Raw genomic sequence first — 26771 nt, 5'->3', positions numbered from 1 at the left:
TTTTGACGCTAGCGCAAGCGGCCTGAGAGCCGCGTTGTCATTCCCGTTGTCCCCACGTACCGGCTGTGCGTCCCGCACAGCCGGCGAGTCCGTGTTTTGCCTCGCAAGGAGCATCCGGATGTCCCAGCCCAACTCGAATGCCGCCGACGGCATCGCACCTGGCCGCCTCACCGCCGAACAGCTAGGCTGCAACTTCGCCGACGTCGCGCCGCCGCTTTCCGCCAACGCCGCTGTCATTGCCGCCGACCGCTGCCACTACTGTTACGACGCGCCGTGCGTAGCGGCCTGCCCGACCGGCATCGATATTCCGGGCTTTATCCGCAAGATCGGCAACGGCAATCTCAAGGGCGCGGCGCGCGATATTCTGGGCGCAAACCCACTGGGCGGCACGTGCGCGCGCGTGTGCCCAACCGAGATTCTCTGCGAAGGCGCATGCGTGCGCAATCATCAGGATGGCGAACCAGTCCAGATCGGCGCGCTGCAGCGCCATGCCACCGACTTCCAGATGGCGCGCGAAGCCGCCGGTGCACCGGCGCTCTTCAAGCGCGCCAGCGAGACGGGGCGCCGCGTTGCCGTGGTCGGGGCCGGGCCGGCGGGGCTCGCCTGCGCGCATACGCTTGCGCTTGCCGGGCACCGCGTGAGCGTGTTCGACGCGCGTGAAAAGGCGGGCGGCCTCAATGAATACGGCATCGCGGCATACAAGGTCGTCGACGACTTTGCGCAGCGCGAAGTGCAATGGCTGCTTTCCATCGGCGGGATCGAAATACATCAGGGGCAGCGCCTTGGCCGTGACATCACCCTAACGGAGCTGCGAGCCGCGTATGACGCCGTATTCATTGGCGTGGGCCTCGGCGGCACGCAAGCGCTTTCCATCGAAGGCGAAGCGCTCGATGGCGTGCTCGATGCCGTGGAATTCATCGCACGCCTGCGCGAAGCCAGCGATCTCTCCACGCTGGCCGTGGGCCGCAAGGTGGTGGTGATCGGCGGCGGCAATACGGCCATCGACGCCGCCGTGCAAAGCCGCAAGCTGGGCGCGGAGCAGGTGACGCTTGCGTATCGGCGCGGCGCGGCGCAGATGAGCGCTACCTGGGCCGAACAGGCATTCGCTCGCGCACAGGGCGTGGCGCTGGTCGAATGGATGAAGCCGCTGCGCATTACGGGCGACACGCGCGTGCAGACCGTGGAGTTCGAGCGCACAGTGCTCGACGCAGGCGGTGCGCTGCGAGGCACCGGAGAAATGGTGCGTGTGGAGGCCGACATGGTGTTGAAAGCCATTGGCCAAAAGCTCGTGCCCGAAGGCCTGGCTGGCCTTGATGGCCTGCAGCTGAGCGCAGGCGATGCGCGTATCGCCGTGGATGCGGACGGCGCGACGTCCATCGAAGGCGTATTCGCTGGCGGCGACTGCGCGGGCCATGGTGCAACCGACCTCACGGTACAGGCCGTGCAGGACGGCAAGCTCGCTGCGCGCGCGATCGACCGCTACCTTGCGAGTCAGTCCGCCAGAGCGGCTTGAACTGAGCGGCTTGAACTGCGCGGCTTGAACTGCGCGATCAACACATCGAAACCAGACAATTCGAAGGAGTCGCATCATGGCCGACCTGCGTTGCACGATCGCCGGCATTGAATCGCCCAACCCGTTCTGGCTCGCGTCTGCGCCGCCCACCGACAAGGCCTACAACGTCAACCGCGCCTTCGAGGCGGGTTGGGGCGGGGTGGTGTGGAAAACACTCGGGCTCGACCCGCACGTGGTGAACGTGAGTTCGCGCTATGGCGCGACCACCTGGCGCGGCCAGCGCATTGCCGGGCTGAACAACATCGAGCTCATTACCGACCGGCCGCTCGACGTGAACCTCAAGGAAATCGCGCAGGTGAAGCGCGACTGGCCCGACCGCGCGCTTATCGTCTCGCTCATGGTGCCGTGCACCGAGCAAGACTGGAAGTGGATCTTGCCGCTGGTGGAAGACACCGGCGCCGACGCGGTGGAGCTGAACTTCGGTTGCCCGCATGGCATGAGCGAGCGCGGCATGGGCGCGGCCGTGGGGCAGGTGCCCGAATACATCGAAATGGTCACGCGCTGGGTGAAGGAGGGCACGCGCCTGCCTTGCCTCGTGAAGCTCACGCCCAATGTGACCGACATACGCCATGGCGCGCGTGCCGCGATGAAGGGCGGCGCGGACGGCGTCTCGCTCATCAATACGATCAACTCGATCGTGGGCGTCGATCTCGACGTGATGGCGCCGCTGCCCACCGTGGATGGAAAAGGCACGCACGGCGGCTACTGCGGCCCCGCCGCGAAGCCCATTGCGCTTCACATGGTCGCGGAAATCGCGCGCGACCCGCAAACACACGGCCTGCCTATATCCGGCATTGGCGGCATTTCCGACTGGCGCGACGCCGCCGAATTCATCGTGCTCGGTGCGGGAAGCGTGCAGGTCTGCACCGCGGCGATGCATTACGGATTCCGAATCGTCAGCGACATGATCGATGGCCTCTCCAACTGGATGGACGACAAGGGCTACGCGAATCTCGACGCCATTCGCGGCCGCGCGGTGCCCAACGTCACCGACTGGCAGTACCTGAACCTCAACTACGACATCAAGGCGCGCATCGACCAGGACCGCTGCATTCAGTGCGGCCTGTGCCATATCGCCTGCGAGGACACGTCGCATCAGGCCATTACCGCCACGCGCGACGGCAAGCGCCACTTCGAAGTGGTCGACGCGAATTGCGTCGGGTGCAATTTATGCATGCATGTCTGCCCGGTCGACCAATGCATCACGATGGAGCGCGTCGACTCGGGCCGCTACGCGAACTGGACCACGCATCCGAATAACCCTGCACGCGTGGCCGACCCGAAGGCCGCCTGACGCATTGAAACCGCACTGAGCCGAACCGAACGAAACGAAAGAAACCAACGACAAGCCACGGAGAACCGCAACCATGAGTCAACCCTTGACTGGCGACGCCAGCGCGCGCCGCGCCGAAAGCGAGTTATACAACGACGATCTCGCGCCAACCGGCGCTGCGCAGCGCACGTGGCGCTGGTATCACTTCGCGGCGCTCTGGGTGGGCATGGTGATGAACATCGCCTCGTACATGCTCGCGGCGGGGCTCACCGAGCAGGGCATGTCGCCGTGGCAGTCGGTGCTCACGGTGCTGCTCGGTAATCTCATCGTGCTCGTGCCGATGTTGCTGATTGGCCACGCAGGCACGAAATACGGCATTCCCTATGCTGTGCTCGTGCGTTCCTCGTTCGGCACCCAGGGCGCGAAGCTGCCTGCCATGCTGCGCGCCATCGTGGCGTGCGGCTGGTACGGCATCCAGTCGTGGCTGGGCGGCAGCGCCATCTATACGCTCATCAATATCCTCACGCATAACGCGCTGGTGGGCGACGCGCTGCCGTTTCTCGGCATTTCTATCGGCCAGGGCGCGTGCTTCCTTGTGTTCTGGGTGCTGCAGCTTTATTTCATCCTGCACGGCACCGATTCGATCCGCTGGCTCGAAAGCTGGTCCGCACCCATCAAGGTCGTGATGTGCGTGGTGCTCGTGTGGTGGGCCTGTTCGAAGGCAGGCGGGGTGGGTTCGATGCTCTCGCAACCCTCCCAGTTCGTCGCGGGCGGCAAGAAGGCGGGGCTCTTCTGGGCGACGTTCTGGCCCAGCCTCACGGCCATGGTGGGCTTCTGGGCCACGCTTGCGCTCAACATTCCCGACTTCACGCGCTTCGCGAAAACGCAGAAGGACCAGTTTGTCGGCCAGGCCATCGGCTTGCCTATTCCGATGGCGCTGCTTTCGGTGGTTTCCGTGGTCGTGACTTCGGCGACGGTGGTGATCTACGGCAAGGCGATCTGGGACCCTATCGACCTCACGAGCCGCATGGAAGGCGTTGGCGTGGGCATCGCGCTCGTCATCCTCACGCTCGACACGATGTGCTGCAATCTCGCCGCCAATCTTGTCGGCCCGGCCTACGACTTTTCCAGCCTCTGGCCCAAAGCCATTTCGTACAAGGCGGGCGGCCTGATTACCGCGGGCATCGCCATTGTGATGATGCCGTGGAAGATTCTCGCCACCACGCAGGGCTACATCTTCACCTGGCTCGTCGGCTATTCGGCGCTGCTCGGGCCCGTGGCGGGCATTCTCATCGTCGACTACTTTCTCGTACGCGGCACGCGCCTGAATACGGCCGAGCTATTCGAAGAAAACGGCGAATACGCTTACTCGAACGGCTGGAATATGGCAGCGGTGATCGCCCTCGTCCTGGGCGTGCTGCCCAACCTGCCGGGATTCCTCAACACCGCGTTTCCGAACGCGTTTCCCTCCGTGCCCGACGCGTTCAAAAGCATCTACACCTATGCGTGGTTCGTGGGGCTTGCCATTGCGGCGATCGTGTACGGCGTGATGATGAAGCTCGGCAAGAGCCGGCGGCCGAGCGTGGCGAGCGCGTGAGGCATGGCGGCGTGAAATCGTTCAACTGAAGGAGACATGGCATCATGGCGATCCTGATTCGAGGCGGCACCATCGTCAATGCGGACAAGAGCTGGCGCGCGGACGTGCTGTGCGAAAACGGCGTGATCCAGGCCGTGGGCGAGAACCTCGACGCGCCTGCGGGCGCGACCGTGGTCGACGCGGGCGGCCAGTACGTGATGCCGGGCGGCATCGACCCGCACACGCATATGGAACTGCCGTTCATGGGCACGACGGCTAGCGACGACTTCTACACGGGCACGGCGGCCGGTCTCGCGGGCGGCACGACGTCGATCATCGACTTCGTTATTCCGAGCCCTAAGCAGCCGCTCATGGACGCGTTTCGCGAATGGCGCGGCTGGGCCGAAAAGGCCGCCGCCGACTACGGCTTCCATGTGGCGGTCACGTGGTGGGACGACAGCGTGCATCGCGACATGGGGCTGCTCGTGAACGAACACGGCGTGTCGAGCTTCAAGCACTTCATGGCATACAAGAACGCCATCATGGCCGACGACGAGATTCTCGTGAACAGCTTTGCGCGTTCGCTGGAACTGGGCGCGTTGCCCACTGTGCATGCCGAAAACGGCGAACTCGTCTTCCAGTTGCAACGTCAGTTGCTTGCGCGCGGCTTCACGGGGCCGGAGGCGCATCCGCTTTCAAGGCCGCCGGAAGTCGAAGGCGAGGCGGCGAATCGCGCCATTCGCATTGCGCAGGTGCTGGGCGTGCCGGTGTACATCGTGCATGTCTCGGCGAAAGACGCGCTCGAAGCCATCGCCCGTGCACGCAGCGAAGGGCAGCGCGTGTTCGGCGAAGTGCTCGCCGGGCATCTGGTGATCGACGAGTCCGTCTATCGCGACCCGGACTGGACGCGCGCGGCCGCCCATGTCATGAGCCCGCCGTTCCGCACGAAAGAGCATCGCGACGCCCTTTGGCGCGGCCTTCAGGGCGGGTTGCTGCACACCACGGCGACCGACCACTGCGTGTTCTGCGCTTCGCAAAAGGCAATGGGCCGCAACGATTTCACAAGGATTCCGAACGGATGCGGCGGTGTGGAAGATCGCATGGCGGTGCTATGGGATCAGGGCGTGAACACGGGAAGGCTTACGCCAAACGAGTTCGTGCGGGTGACCTCCACGAACGCCGCGCAGATATTCAACCTGTACCCGCGCAAGGGCGCGGTGGCCGTTGGCGCCGACGCCGATCTGGTCGTGTGGGACCCGGAGGCCACGCGTACGATCTCGGTGAAGACGCATCATCAAAACGTCGACTTCAACGTCTTCGAAGGCATGACGGTGCGCGGCGTGCCCACGCACACGGTCTCGCAAGGCGAACTCGTGTGGGCGAACGGCGATCTGCGTGCGCGGCGCGGCGCCGGGCGTTACCTGAAGCGGCCGGCGAATCCCGGTTATCTGCAGGCGTCGCGGCTTGCGAAGAGCTTGAAGGAAACGCAACCGGTGCATCGTGAGGGCGATGCGTCCTGACGTCGACCGTTGTTTCAAGGCACCAGACTTCTCACGTAGTTGATCGGGGCGTGATCCGCGAGGTCGCGCACCACGACGTTACCGATGCGCCACGCGCAGTTGAGCAGATAGTCGTCGCGCGCGGCGCTTCGGTCCGCTTGCACGAAGGCGTCGTCTGCGTGCGGCGCAAGCTCGCCCTCGCGCGTGATGTAGTTCGACGCTCCCGCGTGGACGTATCCGCTAAGCGTAGGCGGCGGCAAATCGGTGATGAGATCGCAGCAGTCGACATAGCGCGTGATGTGCAACCCGTTGAGTGTTGCGACAAACGCCGCGTTGCCCACTCGCGGCGAGCCGATCGTCACGAGGGCGCTTGGCTTGCATAGGCTGGCGAAGAGCGTCGCGATGGCCGCACCAAGGCTATGGCCCGTCAATATGAGTTGCGATCGAGTCGGCCCGGTCTCCTGCAACCAGTTCTCCACTGCGCTGCGCAAGCCGCGGGCAGCGCCCGCAAATCCAGCGTGAACCTGGCCAGCGCTTTCCGGCCAGTCCGTCAAGTTGAATTTCAGATCATCCGCGATATCGCTAATCGACTGCGGGTCCGTTCCGCGGAAGGCGAGGATGGCGAGGCCGTCGGCTTGCCTCACGGCGCCAAATCCGTGCACGTCATCGCCTGCAAAGTTGAAGGTGACAGCGCCTTGAAAACCGACCAGAGCGAGCGCTTGGTCGAGCTGTTGGCGTTCAGCGGCGCCATTCTCGTAGCGTATGTAGGCAAGGCGGGCAAATTCGGCACACAGTCCGTCGATGTCATAGTTGACACCGGCGGTGAACACCGTTGGCCTGAGTCCCGGTGAGTTGAGCGCGTTGAGCGACGGATCGTAGGGGATAGTCGGCATGTGTACCTCCATTTTCGCGTTGAGCTTCTTCTTTGTTGCCACGCATTCGCGGGGCAATGGCAGATCACTGCGGGGCTCGAATCGATAAAGCGGACATAGAATCGCTTCCGGGATAAAAGCGCTTTAAAAGCGTGCCGCTTACTGCATTAGATTGCGCATCTGCGAGTAGCCCAACTCGCGATGCGATTCCCACTGGATGTCGTCGAAAAACTGGTTCGCCGTGGTCTCGTTCGGAAACGTGCGGTTCTGCTTGCGATACTCCCGCACGTCGGGCGGCGCGGCAGACGTGACGCGCGGCTTGATGACCAGTATCTGTCCGTCGCTTGCGTCGGCGAACTTGACGGCAAACTGGAGCGCGAGAAACTTGCGCTTCTTCCTGAATTCCCCGATCGACAGGGCGATATGGGCCGGATTCAGGCGCAATGACGACGGGAGCGAAAGCCGTGTGACCGGCTCGCGAATTTCGGCGCCGAAATCGACGCGCGCGCGGCGAATCAGGTTAGCGATATCGCCGAACCGGTATTTCGGATCGTAGCCATTGTCGATCAGCACAATGAATTTCAGCTTACGCCTTAGCAATTCATAGGCGCCCGTGTTTTCGAAATGACCGCCGTCGGTGAGATACCAGCGTCGGCCACGAGGTCCGTCGAATTCGCCCATCAGTTCGTCCATGAGGCAGAACTGCGTGCCGAAGAGCTTCTCGGAGAGAAAACGGTGAGGGAGGTTCGCATCGGGTATCGGTACACGCTTGCGCTCGAAGTTCACCGCACCGAACCGGAACGGCTTCGAATACGTGTCCCACCAATAGCCCAGGCGGATATTGGCCACGCCAAGCAGCAGCGAGTAGCCGACGTGCGTATTCTGGCCGAGCCCGGTGCTCACAGCCGCACCGGAAATGGCGACCCAGTCTCCTAGCGTCATCGATTCGAGCCAGATGTCACGCGTGCGCAAGTCGCCGCGCACGTAACACGCCGGCGTCGAAATATCGTTCGCGCTTTCCCATTCGCACTCGAGCACGCCGAGCCTCGCGCCCACGGTCATGCCTGCTGGTCCGATACTGAAGGCGAGCCCCCGCGCGCCGCGCTGCACCAGCGACGAGTCCCAGTCGATCGTCTTGTTGATCGTCGCGTTGATGAGATGCACCGGCGCATGGCTGCGTGAGTGGAAATATTCTCCCATCGTGATGCTGTCGCCGGCTACGAGATTGGTCACATCGCGCATGGCGGGCGTGCGCAACCGCTCGGCATTCGTTGCGCCCAGGAAAGCGCGAGTGAGTCGTGTGCTATAGAGCCGCTGATAAGTCGAGAGGTTCAGGAACTGAATGCACAGGCCGTCGACGATCGCGAGCATGAGAAAGGCGACGCACAGGATCGCCATGCGCGTGGCGTAGTCGTGCCCGTTGCCGTAATGCCGCCATATGACCATCGAGATCGAAAGGGCCACGGCGGACCAGAACGCCAGCGTCGCGAGCGCGGCGAAGATGGCGGCGACCGAAGCGAGAACGAGGCGCGGAATCTTGGCCAGACCGCCGACGATGTTGTCGCCTTGCGCTAACAGGAACCGCGCGAGAGTCCATAGCACCGCCCCGATGCCGGCCAGCGCGCCCAGCGGGCCGGAGTTCGTCGCGCTAAGGAAGTTCATGGAGACATGGCGAGTGGCCTCGTATGCGAGGCCGCCGAGCGCGTCGACGAGTGCGAGAAGCAGCAACCAGAGCACGATCTGAATTGGACCGGCGCCGACACGATGTCCACAGAGGCGAAGCGGTGTTGTGAACGCGTTCGTGAGCGCATTGCGCAAGCGGTCGACGAAGGCGCGGCTGTCCGAGCGCGGCGAAGAGGAGGGCGTCGACCCGCGGAACCACGATTTGCCGGAGCCGCTGCCGCGCTTGCCGACATACAGCCATGCAATGATGAGATACAGGGTGCCGAGCACGCCGGTGCTGATGACGAATATCGCAGCGAGAAGTTTGCCCGATGGATGCTTGAGCTGGCCCAGAAGGAGGGTTGCGATCGGCTTTGACGATCCGTGGTTGAAGATGACGATCGTGCTGACGGCCAATGCGGTGACCACGAAGAGCGAGATGAATGGCAGCCACTTGCCGACGAAACCCGTTTTCTGCGCGAGGTTCTGGGTCAGCCAGTAGGCGCGGCTGAGCGGAGAGAAAACAAATGCGGCGATGAAGACGGCGATGGACGCGGGCAACAGCGAGCGGGCCCACCAGATGTCGGGCACGGCCGACTGCAGCGGCGCCCACCAGGGGTCGCCCACGATCAGCGGCGAACACCAGACGTCGGGTACGGACGAGAGCAGCGGAGACCAGCACACTTCCGGCGAAACCAACTGCAATTGCTTTAGACCGGCTGTGGCCATCGATGGATGCGTCAACCAGGTCGCCGGGTGCGGCGAGAGTACGTAGAACCACCAGACGTTCGATGCTGGCGAGGGCGGCCCGAGGAGCTGCTCCGCCAGGCCGTGCGCGGCGAAGTCCAGCAGGCCAAACGCAAGGAGGATAGTCAGGAGCGATACGCCGATTACGTACTGCACGGCGAACCAGTTTCTCATCGAGAACACGAGATATTGAAGGTAGTCCTTCAAGCCGTTCGGCACGAGATAGTTGCAGTTGTCGCGCAAATAGGCAATGGGCGTGACCGCGTTCGCAGCGTCAGGCTGCGCGTCCGGGCATAGTTTGCCCGACGCGCTTTTGGCTTGGTCGATATAAGCCGACTTTTCAAGCTGCAGGTTTCCGGCGCGCAGTTCGTCCGGAACGAAAAGACTGCCATAGAATGCGCCGATGTAGCTGCCGCCGGATACCGTGGATAGATAGTCGAAATGCTTCAGTGTGTCCTTGTCCGCCATCGCCTGAAGGATACCTAACGAAAATACGGCGCTTCGTATGCCGCCGCCCGAGATCGCCAGGCCGCAGGCATCGGTGGCATGAGGCAACGCGGAAAGGCCGACCGCATGCCGGTGTCGCTCGACCTGCGCGTGCTCGCGGCGGGAGAAGTCCGTGGGCAATTGCCAGGACGGCGCGGGTGGGGGCGTCGCGGCCCTGGCGCGTTTGGAGGCGGGCCGCAGTAGGGTCCTGACAAGGAACGAGAGGAGGCCCGGCATCATTCACTCCTGTTCTCTGGACGATGAACGGCGCAGCACTTGTCGCAGTGGCAGGACAGACAGGCGCAGAACGCGAGACCGTGGCGTGTTCGAACTGCGGCGGCGAGCCCTGGCATGCGCGCAAGCCCGCCCGCCGGCTGCTACCGAAGCGGTGCTGGAACCGGGCGAACGTGAAGCGCTAACGGCAGGCGCTTTGCAGATGCGCTTTCGAACACATATGAGGAAATTAAAGGCCGGATAGTGGGACGCGTATGTGATCTGGCGAACACAAGCGGCGCAAACACTTGAGGTAACTCACGTAGCGCTGGGCGCTTGACCATGAGGTCGTGTGGTGAGCGACTGGTTTGCTTACAACGTGCGGGTAGGCGTCGGCGCGGTCAATGCCGACTCAATCGTCAATCAAACGCGCTTATTCTGTATCGTCTGCCATGAATGGTTTTATAGATGATGGAGAACGGGCATTCGCTCAATATGGCGCTGATCAGAGACTCGTTGTTGCAATAAATTTCCTCGGGGCCAACGGCACGAATGCCATGCACGATCGAATGATAGTCACCGTTGAATGCCAGGCGGCAATCGACTCTCCACTCCTGCTTCAGGTTTAATGGGTAGTTAGCGTCGTCGATGGCCAATGTTTTTTTATACCGTTGATCGTCCAGCAGTGCCGCTTGCGCCTTCGCGAAATCGTCGAGGCACTCGTGGCTGGTGACATAGCGCTCCCATGGCAAAATCGCGTGGACTGACGAACAGTCTTTGTAGTAGTCCGCTTGTGCTCTGCTGTTTGCGTGGTGCACCAGTGTCAGCACCCTGATCGAAGACTCGTCTTTAACAAGCGAAAGCAAATAATCGCGGCAATTGGCCAGCGTATATCCCACGCCGGCAACGTCGTCCACCAGCAGGATTCTCTTGCCTTCCTTGATGCAGGCGTCGACAAGATCGAGCGCTTTCTTGTTTTTGATCTCGGCCTTAGCTTCGCGCCGATCGTAGTGAACAAAGTCCACGGGCAGGCCCAACATCTGCGAAAGCATCAGGGCGGGTATGGCGCCGCCTCGCAAGATGCCGAGTATCAAACCCACGTTTTCGTGAATCAGTGGGTCTCTTCTGGACAGGCAAAACGTTTCTATGTCGTCGTAGCCATAGAAGTAGACGGGGCGTTTGGCGAACTCGGTGTCCATCTATTTTTGCTCCATCTTAAGGACGAAATTCAAGGCTCACGTGGCGTCAATTCATCTACAGCGAAAGCGGCAGCGCAAGATGCCGCGCGTACATCAGATCGCGATGTTCAAGCAAAATGGGATCCAGCGCCGCGTCGGTCTTGGGGTCGCGCATTTCGAATGCGGCCCTCACGCTCGCGTCCATCGGACACACATCATCCGGTAGCGGGCGGAAAAGTCCGACAACACTGGCACTGTAGACATCGACCGCGGTCACGGTATTGCCGATGTAATACGAGGACCCCGCCGCCCGCTGCGCCTTCAGACGCGCGGCCAGCATTCCCAGCACAGCGGTTACGCGCCCGGTCGCCGCCGCGCCGGTTTCCTGGCTGTACCCATATTTCTTGCCCAGATATTTCGCGACCCGCTCGGGGAAGCCGCCGCTATTGTGCAAACCTGCATGAATGAGCTGCAAACGGCGCGACCATCCCAAACCGCACTCGCCGCACAGTTCATGCGCGAGGCCAAAAGCCAGAGCGCGCTCCGCGGGGTTGTCCGGCAGCAACGAAGGCGTGGGCACCAGCCGTTCCGCGAGCAGAAGAATATCCGCCCAACCGCGGCGCGGCCGCTCCTGTCCAACCATGAGCACGGGCGCGCTCAACTCCCCGGTCCACTGTTTCAGGGTCTCGCTGTCGTAGGCGAGTCGCACGGCGGCCCACTCGATACCCTTGATATGCAGGATGCCCTTGGCCGCCTCGCTCCAGGGGCTAGGAACGCCGCCGACCACGACCATGCGCAATCCGTCCCGCTGGACTGCTGTTTCGACATCGATATATTCGAACGGCATCGATCTGCTCCCTCAAGGCCGAGTCCAGGTCGATTCCTGGACCACCGTGCGCGAAGCGTCACTGTACGCTATTGAGCCGCCGTTCGAGCGAGCGTCACTGCGAGTGCGGCGCGTTGCCTTGCTTGAGCGTTGGATCGAGCAACGCGTCCTTTACGTCAAGCGAAGACGTTTGCCCGAGATTCGCGTAGTCATGTTCGAGCCATCCGTCCGCCACCTCGCGTCCGCGCTCGAACAGCGCCTTGAGCAACGACCAGGACGTACTGCTCTTGGAGACGAAGCCGAACTTCGCGAGAAAGTCGTCGTCGCGAATCAGATGGAAGCGGACGGTCTTGTAGCGGCTTTTGCTTGCGGCTTCCTCGCCAACCGAGTCGAGCACGCGGTTGACCGCTTCGATCGCGTTGATCTCCAGCACGACGGAGGCGTTGAAACCGATTTCGTTGAGCCGCTCCAGAATGCCGCGTGCGTTTTTAGGCGGCATGTCGTGGCGCGCGAACGGATTCACGAGAATCAGGATCAGGTCCTGCGCGTGGGCGATCAGCGGGGCCAACGGCGGATTGCCCAGATAGCCGCCATCCCAGTACGGCACGCCGTTGACCTCCACGGTACGGAATTCGCTCGGCAGGCACGCGGAGGCGCGCAGCACCTCGACGGAGATGTCGGGCTGCGTGAAGATGGCGCGTTCGTTGGTTCGTACATTGGTCGCGCAAATGAAAAGCTGCGGGGCGCCGCGCGTTGTGTTGAGCGTGGAGAGAGCCGTTTTCGAAAGTGTGGCGTGGATCAGCGGGCCGAGCGGATCGCGATAAAAGGGATTGTTGTAAGGCGAGGCGACGAGCCCCACGACCTCCGTGAAAATGGCGCCGGGACTCCAGTCGATATTCCAGCCGCCGAACGGACCAGGCTCGGAAAAGCCGAAGAGGGCATTGCCGGCCAGCGTGCCGGCGCGCGACACCGCTTCCCAGAAGTCGCGAAGCATCTCGCGCGCTCTCGCTGCGCCGCCGGTGGCGAGGCCCGCTGCGCAGAGCGCCGCGTTGATGCCGCCCGCGCTCGCGCCGCTGATCGCCGCGACGTTGAGTGGCGTTCCCTGCGCTGTCGATTCGAGCAGTCGATCGAGCACACCCCACGTGAACGCGCCGTGCGAGCCGCCGCCCTGCAGCGCGAGCGCGACTTTGGGGCCGGACTGTTGCACACCGCTCGGGGATTCCTCGGTCGCCATGGCTCTTCTCTCGTCGTCATCGCGTTGCTGGCCATCGTACGCGCGAGCGGGAATGCGCGTGCTATGGATGCTGCGTCAGCAACGGGTGAGGGCGGGCGTCGCTTCCTCCAGCGCATGCGTCAGCAGGGCGATTGCCAGTCGTTCACCGGCGGCATTGGCCGGAATGCGTCCGTCGAGCGCCAGCGTCGCCAGGCCGTGAACCAGTCCCCAGCAGGCAAGTGCTCCGGCCTCGGCCCAATCCGGCGCCAGTTCCGCCACCCGACGCGCCATCAGTGTGTAAGCGCCCCGGCAGTCACCGTGGGGCAGCGCGAGTCCCGCGCCATCTGCGAACATCAGCCGGAACAGCGCAGGATGCGCGCGGGCGAAGGCAACGTAGGCCAGGCCCTGCGCCGTGAGCGCTTCGTGCGCGTTGTCCACTTGATCCGCGCGCGCGGCCTCTGCTTCCAGCATGGCAAAGCCCTTGAGCGCGACGGCGCCCATCAGCGCGGCCTTGTCCTCGAAATGGCGATAGGGCGCCATCGCCGAAACACCGGCTGCCCGCGCAACGGCACGCAGGCTGACGTCGCTCTCGCCCTGTTCGAGCAGGGCCAACGCGCAGTCAACCAGCCGGTCACGCAAGGACGAAATCGAATCGCTCATGGCTGTTTACACTGTAATCATCGAGGACTATGCTTACAGCGTAAGCAGCCGGGAGCCATCATGCAAGCCTCCGTTACCCGCAGGTCCGTCGATCTCAGCGCCTATCCGAATCTCGTGGTCATCCTCCTGGGTTTTCGCGTGCGGCGGCTGCGCGGCATCGCCACCTTGTTCGGCATCGGCAAGGGCTTGCGGCAAATCCAGTTGAACCCGCCTGCCGGACTGCTCTCGAGCGAGCAGTTCCTGTTCGCACTGAACCACGTGGGGATCCGCCAGTATTGGCGTGACCTCGAAAGCCTCGAAGCTTTCACGCGCAGCGCGCCGCATTCGCGCTGGTGGGGCGAGTTCCTGCGCGACAGCGGCGGTGCGGGCTTCTGGCATGAAAGCTATAGCCGGCAAGGCATGGAAGCGGTTTATGTCGACATGCCGGGGCCCGTGGGCTTCGACCGGTTCGCGCCGGCGTGCGAGCCGACCGGGCCTTTTATGAGCGCGAGAAAACGCATGGCGGCGGACAAGGGCGTGGCCGGTTCAATTGGCGCGTAAATGCGCGCAAGCGCCATCGTTATCAAACACTTCGATATCCTCGTGCAGAATGCGGCGGATTTCAAAAATCGCCTCCGGGGTTTCCTGAACGCTATGTCCCGAAACGATCACCTTTTCGGAGAGCGCGCCGTCGAGGTGCGCGCTGCGATAAGGGACGACCCCATCGTCGGAATCCTCGAGCGGGCCCGTCTCGCGGCGTCTCGCAATAATCGAGTGAAAGCACACGTTTGGGCTGATCGGCAGTCGTGAGGTCGACTGAATGATGGGATTGGTGTCCCGCAACTGCTCAATGCTGTTGGGAACCGCGATGGTCTCTCCCGCCCTGTGGGTGCTATCCGCGTTGGTCGCGCTCTGCAGCATCTCGTCAAGCTCCTTTAACAGCGCAAGCGGCAAGCGCACCAGGTTTGCAACCCAGCGAGAAAGGCGATTGCTTGCGAACGGCGTGCCGCGGTGTGGCGTGGCGATGAAGATCGCGCGCTCGACCTGTGGCATTGGCGTAAAGCGCAGCAGACGATTGAGCCGCTCGTCCTCGCGAACGATGTCGATGCCTTCGGGCAGGTAGTTGTTCTGGACGGTGACCCAGAGCACATCGTCGGACGATGAGACGAGCAGCCGGGCAAGCACGCCGCCCATGCTGTGCCCGATCAGCACCATGCCGTTCGATGCGGGCAGCACGCCAGCGGGATCGAAATGCGCGAGTGTCAGTTGCACCGCCTGGCGTATTCTCGCGAGATTCACGAGAATGGGCACGTTGGTCGGGTAGTAGACCTGCCAGACCTGGAAATGCTCGCGAAGCATTTCGTCGCCCTGAATGTCGTTGGCGACGTTGACCCACGCCTCAGGACTGCTCGCTAGTCCGTGCAGCATCAGAACGATGCGCCGGTCCGGGTCGAAGGGCTGCATCATGTAAATGCGCGGACGGTCGATGCCCCGCGTGCGGCCGAGCAGAGAACGCAAGGACTGCCTGGCAAAGCCCGAGCGGGCGAGCCAGATGCCATAGCCCGCACTGAAGTTGGCGGCGAGCGGCACGGTCTGGCCGTTCAGCTCTACGCTCTCTACGCGATACGGATCGTAGGCGGAAAAGACCACGTCGTGCGAATCGAGCACTTGCTCGAGCGTGCCGTCGCCAAACGACAGCAGTGCGGTGACGCTCGGCGAAGGCATTTCGTTGAACGGACGCGCGCCGGGGGCGAGCCAGATAGTGGCGGCCGCGTTCGAATTCCCGTTGCCTTCGGCAGTTGGTGCGCTGCTTGTTGTGCTGTTTTTGGCGCTGTTTTCGTCGCTGTTGTTCGTCTCGCTGGCCGGGTCGGGCGCCGCGGGTTGCGTGACGGCGACCAGTTCCGCGCCCAGGCCGTCGCGGCGATACGTGTTGCGCAGTCCCGCGAATGACAGCCCCGCGGCCGGAATGACTTCGCTGAGTTCGCGTACGCCCTCGGGCAGCCGGACTTCTCTCAGGTCGATGCGTAGGGTCCAGCCTGCTATGAACTGCTTTTTTGGATCGCGGTTGCTGTTGTTCGTTTCATGCGCGCCGCGCAGGAACAGCGCGCCGGCGAGTTCCTGGACCGCATAGTTGTAGTAGTCGCGAACCTGTGTCTGGCGGTCCTCGAATGCGCGCTCGCCAGCCGTGCGTTGACCGAGGAACAGAAAGGCGTACGCGTATCGCGCGGTCTTGAGCCACGAATCGAATTGCGCGTCGCCCCAGGGGTTGCCGGCAGGCGGCGTTTGCGCAAGCGCCATCTGGAGCGATAACTCGGCCAGGCTGGCGAGACGCTGGTCGGTATTGAGCCCGCCCACGGTTGCGATCGTGTCGATACACGCTTGCGGTGCGTTCCGGCATGCACTTTCGTCCAGGGCCGCAACGCGCAACGTGGCTTGTGTCGCCGTACTCAGCTGGCCGGTCGAGAGAATATCTCCGCGGCGCATGGCAAAGTACTGCTGCGGGCCGAGCGAGTTCACGCGCACCATAGCGCAGCCGGACAGCAGCGCGGCGACGAGAATGACCGAAAGCTGGGCCAATACACGGGCCACCTGCGGGCAACACGGCTTGCGGGACGAGTAAGGGCGCGTCATGAAGGATCCAGGCCAATCGCGCGGGCGCGCACAAGCGTGTGGCGAAATGGGGGACGGCGCGGCGCTGTGGCCATCAGGTCGATGTATACCAGCCTGATCCGGATTGCGTTCGCGCGGTGATCCGCGGCGCGCAGGTATGTGCTCTCCCGGGTTGACTGGCGAGCCCGGCATCAACAGACTCTAGTCACCCTCGATCCACAAGGGAGCGAACTTGGCCAACCCGGATCTTGTTGAAAGCGAGCCGAAGGGCGTGCACGTCGTCGCTGCGCAGGCGAGCCCGTGCGACAAGCTCGTGATCCGCACGCAGCCCACCACAGTCGACCGTCCGTGCCAGCGCAAGCGTCTCGCGCTCGCGGCGACGATTCTGGGTTCGAGCATGGCGTTTATCGACGGCTCGGTCGTCAATGTCGCATTGCCGTCCATTCAGGGCGAACTCGCTGCGAGCGTCGCGGCGATGCAATGGGTCGTCAACGCGTATCTGCTCTTTCTCGGGTCCCTCGTGCTGGTCGGCGGCTCGATGGGGGACAAGCTTGGCCGCCGCACGGTGTTTATCGCGGGCATTGCGCTTTTCACGCTGGCGTCGGCTGCTTGCGGACTGGCGCCGAATGCGGGCGCACTGATCGCCGCGCGCGCGGTGCAAGGCATAGGCGCGGCGCTGCTCGTCCCCAGCAGTCTCGCGATCATCGGCGCGGTGTTCGACGACGCCGCGCGCGGACGGGCAATCGGCACCTGGGCGGGCGTGGGCGCGATCACGTCGGCGGTGGGGCCCGTGGCGGGCGGCTGGCTCGTCGACGCGTTTTCGTGGCGCGCGATCTTTTTCCTGAATGTCCCGCTCGCCGCGATAACGATCGCGCTCGCCGTATCGTCGGTGCCCAACAGCCACCGGCTCGATGCGCCCGGGCAGCTCGACTGGCCCGGCTCGCTGGCCGCGGCAGGAGGCCTCGGCGCACTGACGTTCGGGCTGACCGAGGCGTCGGCGCGAGGCTTCCAGCATCCGCTCGTATTGGGCGCGATAGGCGCTGGCGTGCTCGTGCTTGTCGCATTCGTCGTGATCGAAGCACACAGCGCCAGCCCCATGATGCCGCTCGACGTGTTCCGCTCACGCGATTTCACCGGCGCGAATCTCGTCACCCTGCTGCTTTACTTCGGGCTCGGCGGCGCATTCTTCTTCCTGCCGTTCACGCTGATCCGCGCGCATGGCTACACCGCGACCGAAGCGGGCGCGGCGCTGCTGCCGGTGCCTGTGATCATCGGCTTGCTATCGCGTTTCACCGGCGGATTGACTAGCCGTTTCGGCTCGCGCGCGTTGCTGACCGTGGGGCCGGGCGTCGCCGGAATCGGCTTCGCGCTCCTGGCATTGCCATTCGTGCGCGGCGGCTACTGGGCCGGATTTTTCCCGGCGCTCGCGGTGCTTGGGCTCGGCATGACGATTACCGTCGCGCCGCTCACCACCACCGTCATGGGCTCGGTGTCGCACGAGCGCACTGGCGTCGCCTCGGGCATCAACAATGCCGTTGCGCGCGTGGCGAGCCTGCTGGCGGTTGCGGTGCTTGGCATCGTGTTCGTGTGGTCGCATCACGCGGCGCTATCGGCGCGGCTCGACGCGTTGCACGTGCCGCCCGACGCGCGCGAGGCGAGGCAGTTGCTGGAGCCTGACGCGCGAGGGGAAATGCCATCGCGCGGCGCCCATGGGCAGCACGAGACGCTGATGGCGCGTGCAGAAGCGGACGCCCTGATCGATGCGCTGCGCGCCGTCGCCGTTGTGTCTGCCGCGTGCGCATTTGCTGGCGCTGGGATTGCTGCGGCAGCCATCCAGCCGCGCAAACGCGCTGCAAACGTTTGCAGCTGAAATATTTCGCAAAATTACACATGGCACGTACATTTCGCGAATCGCGGAGGGCTATACACGCACTAAATAAAAATGACAACGACTGAATTCAGGTTTCAAATTCGGGCAAATCGAAACGAACAACAGCACGACAACATTATCTCGTGCACCGTGGCGGGCGCAAAAACGCCCGTGCCATGCGAGCGGCCTTAAGTCTTACGTGCCCCATTTTATGCGCAAACGTTTTCGTATTTGATCTGTCGCGCAGGCGTGACAAATTCAATGATGCAGGCCAATTAAAAAATAAACTCGGCGGGAATAATACGTATAATCCGCCGCGCGTGTCAGTTGATCCGACGTTCTTCCGGAATCACCAGCAAGAATTGCCTGCGCTTAACGCCGGTCACCGCCCGGATGGTGATGAGGTTGCTTGCGCAAGTTTTGTTGACCCTATGCGCCTTCTTTCAGGGCGCATGAATATGTGATGAATTCCATGCCAGCACCGCAATGGCGTCCGTTCGTGTCGTTCCTCACGCAAGAGTTGACGCAGAACCTGACGCCCAGGTTTCTGACCCAGCTCATGCGTGCTGCTGGCGGCCAGTTCGCCCGTCAATATGCGCTTGCCGAGGCGCTCACCGTGGCCGCGATGCGCGACGCCATGAATCAGGTTTGGGGCGAGCTGGACTGGGGGCAGGTCGAGATACGCGAGGCTCAGGACTGGCTGGTGCTCACGCATTACCACGCGCCGCTCAAGGTCGTATTCGGCGCGGAGAACGTGGCTTGGGCTGGCGCTTTCCTCGAGGGGGCCTATGAAGCATGGATGCACCAGCTGGGCGCCGATTCGCAGTTGCGAATGACCACGGCAGGCCCAGCGGATGCGTCGGGAACGATGGTTTTCCTGTTCGGTAAGTAGAAGTCGGCAAGTCAGTAAAAAAACACAAAACGTGCTGCGCGCGTCACGCGCCTTCGTGGACAGCACAACGAATACTACGGGGTCGGGGCATGAGCAGTGCATCGGACATTGCGAATCTTTTCGAGGTAGTGGACGCAAGCCCTTTTCAGTATCAGGAAGTGGAAAGGGCGGAGCAGATGCAAGGTCTGCGTGGGCGCTGGTCCACGCTGAACGCGGCGGAGCCGGATACCGTCGCGCCCGCGCCAATGGCGTTGCAGGACGCCGCCACCGATTCGGCCGAGGCTCCCGCTGCGATCGCCACGCTCGATACGGCCGAGACGGTCGACACGGCCGAGACGGTCGACACGGCCGAGACGGTCGACACGGTCGATAAGCGCGAAACGGCCGCCACGCCCGATACGTTACCCGACGCGCCCCAGCCGCCGCAGCCGGTCGCGTGCACCATTTCCGCTGCCGCTTCAGAACCTCCCCCGGTTGATCAGGTTGAACCCGGGCAGCCTGTCGTTCAACTTACGCCCGAGCCTGTCGTCGCCGCGCAGCAGTCTGCCGCGCTAAGCAGTGTGTTTGCGCGCCTCATGGAACGCAATGAGCCTCGCGCCGATGTCGCAGCACGCGGGGCGCCATGATCTTCAAACGCAAATCGATGCAGCCGCAACGACCAACCGCCGGTGCGGGACAAAGCGACGATGCGGGAGACTGGGACGACACACTGCTGGAAGTGGGGGCGTCGCTGCTCGCGTCGCGCTGGTCGCGCGTGCTCGTAACGCTGGCGGCCGTGCTGCTGTTCACGTCCGCCATGACGGTGCACCTCGCGCTGTCGAAGCAGTGGGTGTTCGCCATCCTTTGCATGGGCGTGGCGCTTGCGCTGAGCCGCATTCGCGGCCGTGTGCTCACGGTGTCGCTGGTGGCGTTGTCGGTGTTCATCTCGTTGCGCTACCTGTACTGGCGCGTCACGCAGACGCTGTCCTTCACCAACTCGCTGGACCGGACCTTCGGTTATCTGCTGCTGCTGGCCGAAGGCTACGCGGTGCTCATGCTGTTGTGCAGCTACTTCCAGACGCTCTGGCCGCTGCATCGCCGGCCTGCGCCGCTGCCCGCCGATACCTCGACGTGGCCCACGGTGGACGTGTATATCCCCACCTACAACGAACCGCTCGAAGTGGTGCGGCAGTCGGTGCTGGCCGCGACGCTGCTCGACTGGCCGGCCGACAAGTTGCGCGTCTACCTGCTCGACGACGGCCGTCGTGACGAATTCCGCGCATTCTGCGAACAGGCCGGCGTGGATTATCTGACGCGGCCCGACAACGCGCATGCCAAAGCGGGCAACCTCAACGCGGCGCTGCCGAAGACGAGCGGCGAGTTCATCGCCGTGTTCGACTGCGACCACGTCACCACGCGCTCGTTTCTGCAGGTCTGCATGGGCTGGTTCCTGAAAGATCCGAAGATGGCGATGGTGCAGACGCCGCACGTGTTCTATTCGCCCGATCCGTTCGAGCGCAATCTCGAGACCTACCGGAAGGTGCCCAACGAGGGCGACCTGTTCTATGGCGTGCTGCAAAACGGCAACGATCTCTGGAACGCCGCGTTTTTCTGCGGTTCCTGCGCGGTGCTGCGACGCTCCGCGCTCCAGGAGGTCGGCGGCGTGGCGACCGAAAGCGTCACGGAAGACGCGCTGACCGCGCTCAAGATGAGCATGAAGGGCTACAACACGGGCTACCTCGCCATTCCGCAGGCGGCGGGTCTCGCCACCGAGAGCCTGGGCCGGCACATCGGCCAACGCATTCGCTGGGCGCGCGGCATGGCGGAAATCTTCCGCCAGTTCAATCCGCTCTTGATCTCGGGGCTGACGATTCCGCAGCGGCTGTGCTACCTGAGCGCGATGATGCACTTCTTCTTCGGCCTGCCGCGCATCGTGTTTCTGATCACGCCCATGGCCTACCTGTTCTTCGGCGCGCATGTCTTTCATGCGTCGGCGCTCATGGTGCTGGCCTACGTCGTCCCGCATCTCGTGATTTCGAGCATCGGCGCTTCGCGCATTCAAGGACGCTTTCGCCATTCGTTCTGGAGCGAAGTCTACGAAACGGTGCTCGCGTGGTACGTGATGCTGCCCGCGCTCCAGGCCGTGCTGCGTCCCGGCAGCCGCGGCTTCAACGTGACCTCCAAGGGCGGCGTGATCCGGCAGTCCTTCCTGGATTGGGCGATGGCGCGGCCCTATATCGTCTTGCTGCTCATCAACCTCGCCGGGTTTGCGGTGGGTGTGGCGGGTTTGATCCGCAGCCCTGGCTGGCCGGAGGCGATGAGTATTTTGTTCAACCTGGTCTGGGTGACCTACAACGTCATGAACCTGAGCGCGGCGGCAGGCGTGGCGGCCGAGTCGAAACAGCTGCGCCTCACGCCGCGCGTGCAGATCGAGTTGCCCGCCGCGCTGCAGCTCGCCAACGGGTGTCGCGTCACGTGCCAGACCAGCGACTATTCGCAAGGCGGCCTGGGACTGGTGCTGCCCGAGGACGCCCCACTGCCGCAACGCGGCGAGCGCGTCGTGGTCTCGGTGTTTCGCGACGACTACGAGGGCAAGTTCCCCGCCGAGGTCCAGGTGTGCCGCGGCCGCACCGTGGGCGTGAGTTTCCCGGCCCTGACGATCGATCAGGAGCGCGACCTGATGCGCGTGACGTTCTCGCGCGCCGATAGCTGGATTGGCTCCTGGGGCCGCTATCGCCGTGACCGGCCGCTGCGCAGCCTGTTCGAGGTGCTCGGCGTCGGCATGCGCGGGCTCAAGGAGTTGGCCCGCCATCTGTTGATGGGCGGACGCGAGCGTTTCGCACGTTCGGCCGAAGCGCAGGCGAGCGAGTTGGGATCGAAGCAATCGTGAGCCACGCCTATTTGTTGCCTTTGCGCGCGCTCGCGTGCACGCGCCGGTTGGCGCCGCGGTGGGCTTCGGTGCTCGCCGGTCTCGCGTTCGGCGCCAACGTTGCGCTGGCCACGAGTTTGCCCGCCGCGCCCACCGTGCCCGCCGTAGCGGCGCCTGCGTTCGCTTCGCAGGCCGCGTCCGCGGCGCCGGCTTCGCCCGAGGCCGGGCAGCCAGCCGCCGCCGACTCGGCCAACACCTATACCTATCGCATTCCGCTACTACGGCAAAACGCGGCGCAGGGGCTGACCTTGCTCGGCGAGGACGCCTATGGCGGCATGGACTTCGGTTTGCGCCGCGACGAGCGCGTGGTCAGCGCGCGGCTCGTGCTCGACTATCGCTATTCGCCTACGCTGCTCCCCACGCTCTCGCACCTCAATGTGCTGGTCAACAGCGTGGTAGGGGCGACGCTTGCACTGCCCGAACCTGCGCCGCGCACGTCGACGCAAGTGACGGTGGACCTGCCGGTGTCGCTGCTCGCCGAGTTCAATCATCTGAACCTCGAGTTGATTGCGCACAGCAAGGCCAGCGATCAGGGCAATGATCCGCTGAGTCCCGACTTGTGGCTGAAGGCCGGCCCGCAGAGCGCGCTCGAACTGACCGTCGCGCCCGCAGCGCTCGCTAGCGATCTGTCGCAACTGCCCGCGCCGTTCTTCGACGTGCGCGACGTTCGCAGGCTGAGCCTGCCCATCGTGATGCCGCGCACGCCGGGAACCGGCCGCCTCGAATCCGCGGGAATCGTCGCCTCGTGGCTGGGCGCGCAGGCGGGTTATCGCGGCTCGCACTTTTCCGCGAGTCTCGGCGCGCTGCCCGCGCATGGCCATGCCGTCGTGCTGGCGCTGCGCGACGAGTTGCCGGGCCTCGGCCTGGCCCCGGCTGCGCTGGACGGCCCGAGCGGTCCGGCGCTCGCGATCGTGTCCAACCCCAGCGACCCCAACGGCAAATTGCTGCTCGTCACGGGCCGCGACGAGCCGCAACTGCGCACGGCGGCGATGGCGCTGGTGCTCGGCGCGAAGACGCTGGCCGGCCCTCAGGTCCGCATCGATGGCCCGGTTGACGCGTTACCGCGCAAGCCTTTCGACGCACCGAACTGGCTGCCGGGCGACCGCCCGGTGGAACTGGGCGAGCTGCTGCCGGCGGACCGTTTCACGATCCAGGGCTTGCGCCCCGGCGCGATCGATGTGGACCTGCGTCTGCCGCCGGGCCTGTTCGGTTTCAACAACGCCGGTGCGGTGCTGAATCTGCGCTATCGCTATACGGCGCGCCCGGAGTCCCGGCATTCGGAGCTGCACGTGCTGGCGGGCAATACGCCGCTCGCGGCCTTGCCGCTGCCTGGCGACGCGTCGGACGGCCATGCCGTGATTCGTATTCCTACGTATTTGCTGCCGCCGTTGACGACGCTGCAATTCGACTACCGCTACGAAGCCGTCAAGACGAAGGACCATTGGCAAGACGTGCCCGGCGGCCCGCTGCTGAGCGCCATCGATCCGACTTCGACGATCGACATTTCGCAGTTGCCGCGTTACACGGCCATGCCGGATCTGGGTGCTTTCACCAACGCGGGCTTTCCGTTCACGCGCCTCGCCGATCTGTCCGAAACCGCTGTGATCCTGCCGGCACAGCCGGTCGCGGACGACTACGGCGCGTATCTGACGCTGATGGGCAGCATGGGGCAGGCCACCGGTTATCCGGTGCTGGGCGTGACGGTAGGCAGCGCGTCGCAGGTTCAAACGCTGCGCAACAAGGACTTGCTCGTGCTGGCTTCGGGCGACAACCAGCCCTTGCTCACGACCTGGCGCGCCGAGCTGCCGCGCGGGTTCTTCGCGCCGGACGCGACGCCGGGCAACGGGTTCGCCAGGTGGTGGGACAAGCTGACCGGCGGCCAGGCGCAGGCCAGACGCGAAGCCGATATTGCCGCGCTCTATCGCAGCGACGACGACGACGGCATGGTGGCCGGGTTCGAGTCGCCGCTGGCGCACGGCCGCAGCGTGGTGCTCGTATCGGGCAATACGCCGCGCGGGCTCAGTGCGGTCGTGGACGCGCTGCAAACGCGCCATTACCGCGTCGACGACACGATCGGCGGCAGCCTCGTGGTGGTGAACGACGGCATCCTCACCACGCTGAACAAGGATCAGAGCTATTTCATCGGGTCCTTGCCGTTCCGGCTCGCTGTCGAGTGGTTCTTCGCGAGTCACATCGTGCTGCTGCTCGTGTCGACGCTCGTGAGCGTCGTGCTCATCGGTCTGCTCGGCGGCGTGCTGCTGCATCGGCGTGCCCTGAGCCGCCTGAACCTGGACATCCCCCAGACATCGCAACGTGAAGAAGGACGACGAGGTTCTCATGTTTAAAAGACGGCCTGCTATCTCCCGGGCACGCCTCGCGCGTTGCATGACCGTTCAGCCCGCATTGCTGCTCGGCTGCGTCTTCGCCTCGGCGGCGCACGCCCAGACCGCGGCAGGCGGCAATGCCGCAAGCAACGCACAGGCGCAGCCCGCCGCGGCAACCGTGGCAGCAGCGGCAACGCCATCGTCGTCGGCGGCATCGTCGACCGTGACCTGGTCGTTGCGGCAACTGGGTGCGCAATACGCGCTCAATCTGCGCGGTGTCGACGGCAGCAATACGCTGCCGGTCGGCGTGCGCGACGATCAGGTCGTGAGCGGGGCGCGCCTCAACCTGCGCTATGCGTATTCACCGGCGCTGCTGCCCGATGTCTCGCACATCAACGTGCTCGTGAACGACCAGGTGGCGGCTTCGATCGCGGTGCCGAAGGACACGGCCGGCACCAGCCTGCAGCGCACGATCACGCTGCCGGCGTATCTGTTCACCTCGAACAGCAAGTTGCGTCTGCAACTGATCGGCCACTACACCACGCAGTGCGAAGACCCGTTGCATTCGAGCCTGTGGGCCAACATCAGCAACGAAAGCACGCTGAGCCTCGACACGCAGCCGCTCGCGCAGGCCAACGATCTGGCGCGCCTGCCGAAGCCGTTCTTCGACGGCCAGGACATCCGCCGGCTGACGCTGCCGGTCGTGTTCGCAGGCAACCCCGACGCGGCCGCGCTGGAGGCGGCCGGCGCCGTGTCGTCGTGGTTCGGCGCGTTGGCGAGCTATCGCGGCGCGGACTTTCCGGTGTCGCTCTCCACGGTGCCCGCGCAGGGCAACGCGGTCGTCATCGTCGAGGGCGCGCAGCAGGCGGCGCTCGCGGGCGCACCGCTGCAGGGCCCGACCATCGCCATCGTCGGCAACCCGAACGATGCGAACGGCAAGCTGCTGCTCGTCATGGGCCGCGACGGCAAGGAACTCAAGCAGGCGGCCGATGCGCTGGTCACGGGCAGCCAGACGCTGTCGGGCGCAAGCGCGCTCATCACGCATTTCGCCGATCTCGCGCCGCGCAAGCCCTATGACGCGCCGCGCTGGCTGCGCACCGATAGCCCCGTGTCGTTCGGCGAACTGATCGACACTAAACAGTTGAGCGTGTCGGGCTACAGTCCCGACCTCATCCGCATCAGCACGCGCGTGCCGCCCGACCTGTTCGGCTGGCACGCGCCCAACGTGCCGATCGATCTGCATTACCGCTACACGCCGCAGCCCTATATGGTCAATTCGTCGCTGCTCTTCAGCGTCAGCGACCAGTTCATGAAGTCGATCCCGCTGCTGCCGCTCGAGCGCCTCGAAGGCGGCGACAAGCTGCGCGCCGAAGTGCTGCCCGACAGCAGCCTGCCGCGCCAGGCGAAGCTGGAAGTGCCGCTCGAGACGCTCCTGCAGCCGAACACGCAACTGCAGTTCCGCTACATGTACGACTACATCAAGCAGGGCGAGTGCCGCGACATCATCATCGACAACGTGCGCGGCGCGATCGATCCCGAATCGACGATCGATCTCTCGACCTATCCGCACTACATCGCCATGCCGAATCTGGCCGCCTTCGCGCAGGCGGGTTTCCCGTTCACGCGCATGGCCGATCTGTCCGACACGGATGTGGTGCTCGGCGCCAATGCGGGGCCGCAGGAATACAGCACGTACCTGGCCGTGATGGGCCGCATGGGCGACTCGACCGGCTATCCGGCGCGCGGCGTGACCGTGCTGCGCGGTCAGCGGATCGACGCCATGCCGACGGCGAAGGACCTGCTCGTGATCGCCACGGGCGCCGATCAGGCGTGGCTCAAGGACTGGGCGCCGTACATGCCCGCAGCCTATGACCACGACGCGCAGTTCTCGCTCTCGGATCTGCCGGGCCGCGTGCGCGGATGGTTCCACGCCAACCCGCGTCTCGACACGGCGCCTGGCCGCCTCTCGCTCACCTGGACAGGGCCTGGCGTGAGCGCCGTGCTGGCGGGCTTCGAGTCGCCGAAGGCAACGGGCCGCAGCGTGGTCATGCTGGTCAGCAATCAGCCCGAGGGCCTCAAGGATGCGGTTGCGGCGCTGCTGGGCGTGCCGAACTACGACAAGCAGCCCATCCAGGGCAGCCTCGTGTCGATCCGCGGCCAGCAAGTCGATTCGCTCGTGGGCGAGCACACCTACTACGTCGGGCATCTCGGCCTCTGGCGCGGCCTCGACTGGTGGCTGGCTTCGTTCGGCCTCTCGCTGGCTTCGCTGCTCAGGGCGCTCGGTGCTGTCGCGCTCGTGCTGCTCGCCGCGCTCGGGTTCGTCGCCTTGCGGCGCCGTCAGGCACGGCGCGATGCCGCGGCCGAGGCACGGCTGCGCGCCGGGCAGCACGCGCAACAATAATCAGGAAAC

At 64.2% G+C, this 26771-nt stretch carries 18 protein-coding genes; 11 read left to right on the top strand and 7 right to left on the bottom strand.

What is annotated here, in order from left to right; translation table 11 throughout:
- The first annotated feature begins 118 nt into the window (after positions 1-118).
- The 4 genes from U5A52_RS19910 (at position 119) to hydA (ending at position 5942) form a co-directional block, all read left to right on the top strand.
- Positions 119-1513, top strand: a complete 1395-nt coding sequence (locus tag U5A52_RS19910) for an NAD(P)-dependent oxidoreductase (protein ID WP_321935937.1) — start codon at positions 119-121, stop codon at positions 1511-1513.
- Between the two features lie 76 nt (positions 1514-1589).
- Positions 1590-2867, top strand: a complete 1278-nt coding sequence (gene preA / locus U5A52_RS19905) for an NAD-dependent dihydropyrimidine dehydrogenase subunit PreA (protein WP_321911116.1) — start codon at positions 1590-1592, stop codon at positions 2865-2867.
- A 73-nt stretch (positions 2868-2940) separates the two neighbouring features.
- Positions 2941-4443, top strand: a complete 1503-nt coding sequence (locus U5A52_RS19900; protein WP_321935935.1) for an NCS1 family nucleobase:cation symporter-1 — start codon at positions 2941-2943, stop codon at positions 4441-4443.
- Between the two features lie 44 nt (positions 4444-4487).
- Positions 4488-5942, top strand: coding sequence for a dihydropyrimidinase (hydA, locus tag U5A52_RS19895; protein WP_321935933.1), 1455 nt, complete (start codon positions 4488-4490; stop codon positions 5940-5942).
- A 14-nt stretch (positions 5943-5956) separates the two neighbouring features.
- Here hydA and U5A52_RS19890 read toward each other — a convergent pair whose 3' ends face one another.
- The 6 genes from U5A52_RS19890 to U5A52_RS19865 all read right to left on the bottom strand — a co-directional run bounded on the left by U5A52_RS19890 (position 5957) and on the right by U5A52_RS19865 (position 13778).
- Positions 5957-6814, bottom strand: coding sequence for a lipase family protein (locus U5A52_RS19890; protein WP_321935932.1), 858 nt, complete (start codon positions 6812-6814; stop codon positions 5957-5959).
- A gap of 138 nt (positions 6815-6952) precedes the next feature.
- Positions 6953-9928 carry a patatin-like phospholipase family protein gene (locus tag U5A52_RS19885; RefSeq protein WP_321935930.1) on the bottom strand — a complete coding sequence of 992 codons (2976 nt, stop codon included), beginning with the start codon at positions 9926-9928 and terminating at the stop codon, positions 6953-6955.
- Positions 9929-10320: 392 nt separating this feature from the next.
- The gene (locus U5A52_RS19880) at positions 10321-11100 is read right to left on the bottom strand and encodes a phosphoribosyltransferase (RefSeq protein WP_321935929.1); all 780 of its coding nucleotides are present in this window, start codon (positions 11098-11100) and stop codon (positions 10321-10323) included.
- A 55-nt stretch (positions 11101-11155) separates the two neighbouring features.
- Complete coding sequence (locus U5A52_RS19875; RefSeq protein WP_321935928.1) at positions 11156-11926, bottom strand: hypothetical protein; 771 nt, start codon at positions 11924-11926, stop codon at positions 11156-11158.
- A 94-nt stretch (positions 11927-12020) separates the two neighbouring features.
- Positions 12021-13139, bottom strand: coding sequence for a patatin-like phospholipase family protein (locus U5A52_RS19870; RefSeq protein ID WP_321935927.1), 1119 nt, complete (start codon positions 13137-13139; stop codon positions 12021-12023).
- Between the two features lie 75 nt (positions 13140-13214).
- The gene (locus U5A52_RS19865; protein WP_321935926.1) at positions 13215-13778 is read right to left on the bottom strand and encodes a TetR/AcrR family transcriptional regulator; all 564 of its coding nucleotides are present in this window, start codon (positions 13776-13778) and stop codon (positions 13215-13217) included.
- A gap of 60 nt (positions 13779-13838) precedes the next feature.
- On the opposite strand from U5A52_RS19865, the gene U5A52_RS19860 reads away from it, so the two are divergent.
- Positions 13839-14318 (top strand): monooxygenase family protein, encoded by a 480-nt coding sequence (locus U5A52_RS19860; protein ID WP_321911104.1) that lies wholly within the window; start codon positions 13839-13841, stop codon positions 14316-14318.
- On the opposite strand, the gene U5A52_RS19855 is transcribed toward U5A52_RS19860, so the two are convergent.
- The gene (locus U5A52_RS19855) at positions 14304-16388 is read right to left on the bottom strand and encodes an alpha/beta fold hydrolase (RefSeq protein WP_321935925.1); all 2085 of its coding nucleotides are present in this window, start codon (positions 16386-16388) and stop codon (positions 14304-14306) included. The two genes, U5A52_RS19860 and U5A52_RS19855, sit on opposite strands and share 15 nt — an antisense overlap.
- Before the next feature lie 211 nt (positions 16389-16599).
- Here U5A52_RS19855 and U5A52_RS19850 point away from each other — a divergent pair, with 211 nt between their 5' ends.
- The 6 genes from U5A52_RS19850 (at position 16600) to bcsB (U5A52_RS19825) (ending at position 26762) form a co-directional block, all read left to right on the top strand.
- Positions 16600-18237: an MFS transporter gene (locus U5A52_RS19850; RefSeq protein ID WP_321935923.1), complete on the top strand. Its 1638-nt coding sequence runs from the start codon at positions 16600-16602 to the stop codon at positions 18235-18237.
- A gap of 463 nt (positions 18238-18700) precedes the next feature.
- The gene (bcsD, locus tag U5A52_RS19845) at positions 18701-19129 is read left to right on the top strand and encodes a cellulose biosynthesis protein BcsD (protein WP_321911097.1); all 429 of its coding nucleotides are present in this window, start codon (positions 18701-18703) and stop codon (positions 19127-19129) included.
- Between the two features lie 89 nt (positions 19130-19218).
- Positions 19219-19755 carry a BcsR/BcsP family cellulose biosynthesis protein gene (bcsR, locus tag U5A52_RS19840; RefSeq protein WP_321935921.1) on the top strand — a complete coding sequence of 179 codons (537 nt, stop codon included), beginning with the start codon at positions 19219-19221 and terminating at the stop codon, positions 19753-19755.
- Positions 19752-21998 (top strand): UDP-forming cellulose synthase catalytic subunit, encoded by a 2247-nt coding sequence (gene bcsA, locus U5A52_RS19835; RefSeq protein WP_321935920.1) that lies wholly within the window; start codon positions 19752-19754, stop codon positions 21996-21998. The genes bcsR and bcsA overlap by 4 nt, the downstream gene beginning before the upstream one ends.
- Positions 21995-24382, top strand: a complete 2388-nt coding sequence (bcsB, locus tag U5A52_RS19830; protein ID WP_321935919.1) for a cellulose biosynthesis cyclic di-GMP-binding regulatory protein BcsB — start codon at positions 21995-21997, stop codon at positions 24380-24382. The genes bcsA and bcsB (U5A52_RS19830) overlap by 4 nt, the downstream gene beginning before the upstream one ends.
- Positions 24383-24422: 40 nt before the next feature.
- Complete coding sequence (gene bcsB, locus U5A52_RS19825) at positions 24423-26762, top strand: cellulose biosynthesis cyclic di-GMP-binding regulatory protein BcsB (protein ID WP_321935918.1); 2340 nt, start codon at positions 24423-24425, stop codon at positions 26760-26762.
- The last annotated feature ends 9 nt before the right edge of the window (positions 26763-26771 follow it).

The organism is Paraburkholderia sp. J8-2, assembly GCF_905220195.1.
In the GTDB taxonomy this organism is placed as follows: domain Bacteria; phylum Pseudomonadota; class Gammaproteobacteria; order Burkholderiales; family Burkholderiaceae; genus Paraburkholderia.
Note: the sequence above shows the minus strand (reverse complement) of the source record. Positions and strands in the feature narration are given on the sequence as shown.

What these genes read in the sequence shown, in the direction of transcription:
- U5A52_RS19910 (WP_321935937.1), top strand. Translation starts at nt 119, where the DNA reads ATGTCCCAGCCCAACTCGAATGCCGCCGACGGCATCGCACCTGGCCGC.
- preA (WP_321911116.1), top strand. Translation starts at nt 1,590, where the DNA reads ATGGCCGACCTGCGTTGCACGATCGCCGGCATTGAATCGCCCAACCCG.
- U5A52_RS19900 (WP_321935935.1), top strand. Translation starts at nt 2,941, where the DNA reads ATGAGTCAACCCTTGACTGGCGACGCCAGCGCGCGCCGCGCCGAAAGC.
- hydA (WP_321935933.1), top strand. Translation starts at nt 4,488, where the DNA reads ATGGCGATCCTGATTCGAGGCGGCACCATCGTCAATGCGGACAAGAGC.
- U5A52_RS19890 (WP_321935932.1), bottom strand. Translation starts at nt 6,814, where the DNA reads ATGCCGACTATCCCCTACGATCCGTCGCTCAACGCGCTCAACTCACCG.
- U5A52_RS19885 (WP_321935930.1), bottom strand. Translation starts at nt 9,928, where the DNA reads ATGATGCCGGGCCTCCTCTCGTTCCTTGTCAGGACCCTACTGCGGCCC.
- U5A52_RS19880 (WP_321935929.1), bottom strand. Translation starts at nt 11,100, where the DNA reads ATGGACACCGAGTTCGCCAAACGCCCCGTCTACTTCTATGGCTACGAC.
- U5A52_RS19875 (WP_321935928.1), bottom strand. Translation starts at nt 11,926, where the DNA reads ATGCCGTTCGAATATATCGATGTCGAAACAGCAGTCCAGCGGGACGGA.
- U5A52_RS19870 (WP_321935927.1), bottom strand. Translation starts at nt 13,139, where the DNA reads ATGGCGACCGAGGAATCCCCGAGCGGTGTGCAACAGTCCGGCCCCAAA.
- U5A52_RS19865 (WP_321935926.1), bottom strand. Translation starts at nt 13,778, where the DNA reads ATGAGCGATTCGATTTCGTCCTTGCGTGACCGGCTGGTTGACTGCGCG.
- U5A52_RS19860 (WP_321911104.1), top strand. Translation starts at nt 13,839, where the DNA reads ATGCAAGCCTCCGTTACCCGCAGGTCCGTCGATCTCAGCGCCTATCCG.
- U5A52_RS19855 (WP_321935925.1), bottom strand. Translation starts at nt 16,388, where the DNA reads ATGACGCGCCCTTACTCGTCCCGCAAGCCGTGTTGCCCGCAGGTGGCC.
- bcsD (WP_321911097.1), top strand. Translation starts at nt 18,701, where the DNA reads ATGAATTCCATGCCAGCACCGCAATGGCGTCCGTTCGTGTCGTTCCTC.
- bcsR (WP_321935921.1), top strand. Translation starts at nt 19,219, where the DNA reads ATGAGCAGTGCATCGGACATTGCGAATCTTTTCGAGGTAGTGGACGCA.
- bcsA (WP_321935920.1), top strand. Translation starts at nt 19,752, where the DNA reads ATGATCTTCAAACGCAAATCGATGCAGCCGCAACGACCAACCGCCGGT.
- bcsB (WP_321935918.1), top strand. Translation starts at nt 24,423, where the DNA reads ATGACCGTTCAGCCCGCATTGCTGCTCGGCTGCGTCTTCGCCTCGGCG.